The sequence below is a fragment of the Mesorhizobium sp. M7A.F.Ca.MR.148.00.0.0 genome (genome assembly GCF_003997735.1).
In the GTDB taxonomy this organism is placed as follows: Bacteria; Pseudomonadota; Alphaproteobacteria; order Rhizobiales; family Rhizobiaceae; genus Mesorhizobium.
This window is the reverse complement of sequence record NZ_RZTB01000258.1, coordinates 1-1,811: the sequence shown is the minus strand read 5'-3', so window position 1 is coordinate 1,811 and position 1,811 is coordinate 1. Positions and strand designations below refer to the sequence as shown.

Annotated in this window: 1 protein-coding gene and 1 pseudogene; one reads left to right on the top strand and one right to left on the bottom strand. The window is 57.3% G+C overall.

The window, feature by feature from the left end; all coding sequences use genetic code 11:
• Positions 1 to 130 (bottom strand): annotated as a pseudogene (locus EOB49_RS33725) (phosphoribosylformylglycinamidine synthase subunit PurQ); the annotation flags it as partial.
• 414 nt (positions 131 to 544) lie between these two features.
• Here EOB49_RS33725 and EOB49_RS33720 point away from each other — a divergent pair.
• Positions 545 to 1,717: a hypothetical protein gene (locus EOB49_RS33720; protein ID WP_127383486.1), complete on the top strand. Its 1,173-nt coding sequence runs from the start codon at positions 545 to 547 to the stop codon at positions 1,715 to 1,717.
• Positions 1,718 to 1,811: the final 94 nt, after the last annotated feature.

Here is a 1,811-nt window from a genome sequence, read left to right as displayed (position 1 = left end):
GGTCGACATCGGGGATTTCGGTGTCGGTTTGCCAGACGGTGACCGGCGGCGTTCCCGAAATCTTGGTCAGCGCCGCGATCATGTCGCGGTCGCGGTTGAGGCCGGGCAGGAGGACAACGGCTGATTTCATGGCAATTCCCGTTCGAGCATCTGAACCAGATACCGGGGTGAAACGTGGTTGGTCAACCAGACACCGTTGTCGAGAGAAAGAATAATGCCCCGTTCTTGGTCATCGCTGCCGAGTCGACGCTCAGGATAGCACTTTCCTGCGTGAGATTGCGTTTGGAAAGCTTCACGCTCGTTCAAATCATACGTCACGCCGCTTTTCCGGTGAACGCGCGGAAGTCGCTGGAACAATGTCAGCGGTCAAGATCTGTAGCTGCGGAAAGCCCAGCGATGGACCAGGGTTCTCACTATTGATCAAGTCTCGGCTCGTCTTTGAAGCGTCCGAGACGCTCTCTAAAGATTTTTATACAGTATGAATCCGGGATATTAACGTCTGCAGCAGCATAAGGACGATGGCTGCAAACGACTTGAGACTCCGGTGGACAACGGCAAGATCAAAGAACGCGAGGACATTCGGCGCGCCATGTGGGTATCGGCGACGATAGTGGCGTCGCTCGGCGCGTTCGCATTCATGCTGATGTGGGACGCCCGCCCTTCCACGGGGGAGCTTTTTTCAAAGTGGCTTTCCCTCGATACGAGCCTCGGCGCCTGTGCCGTCTCGTTCACGCGCCTGTTTCTCGTGACCACGATTATTTCAGTCAGCCTCGGCGTCATTTCCGCAGGGATGATCATATCGGATGCGATTGATGTCTTTACCTACAAGAGACGCTTTCGCGCTTACCGCGCACTTTTTCTGACTGGAGCGGGCCTTACGGCATTCTTGTTGGTGCCGCTTGTTTCGGGGGACGGCGTCTGGAACGCGGGTGGTCGTCACGGCTTATCTCGGATTGATTTCGCAAACGCCTGCATTGCTAGCCATCACACCACCTTTCATCGGTTGCATTGGCACCTTCTGATGGTCGCTCTTGTAGGGTGGTTCAACATGATGGTGTTGGTGGGTCTGCGGCGCGCAATTGGCGACGGGCGCGATCCGAGCCAGCTCTCCGACGATCCTCGGGTAAGAGCCGTCCAACTGGCGGCAATGGCGCGAACGAAACGGAGCCTGGCATTCGGTCGTTTCGTGTTAAAGCTCCTACTGACGGGGATGGCAGCAGCGCTTTTCTTTTTGGGCGCATCGTCAATGAAGCCGGCCGTCGTCCGCTTCATTCACACGTTCACCTGGGAACGGCAAAAAGCGGACGTGGTTGAGACCGGAATGCAGTGTGTACTGGAAGTGAAGGTCAGGCGCGACTGGGTAGAGCGGTCGCGCGCCAATTGCTCTTCTGGTGCCGCGACGGCTCCTTTGACCCCGGCGCCGGGAGAGGGCGCCTGGCGCATCACGAAAATCCCAACCGCAAAGCTCGCCTATCGCGCTCCGGGTGGTGGCGAGTATTCGTTTGACGTGGCCGGAGATTTTTTTATGAAGATGCCCACGTCGATCGGCACTGAGATCGAGCTGTTGCGAAACCCGGCCAGTCCCGAAGGGATCGACAAGGTTTTCGACTTTGGTGATGTCAAACGAATGTTCTACAAACTGCTCGTGATCGTCGCTGGCGCAATCGCGATCTACTACCTGTGGGTTCGCAGGCCGCGCAGTCCACGCCCGATCTAGACCGGATCAGCGCCCGCCAACTGGCGGGCGCTATCGGCGTTACCCCAGCGTCACACTATAATTCTCAATCACCGTATTCGCCAGCAGCTTGTCG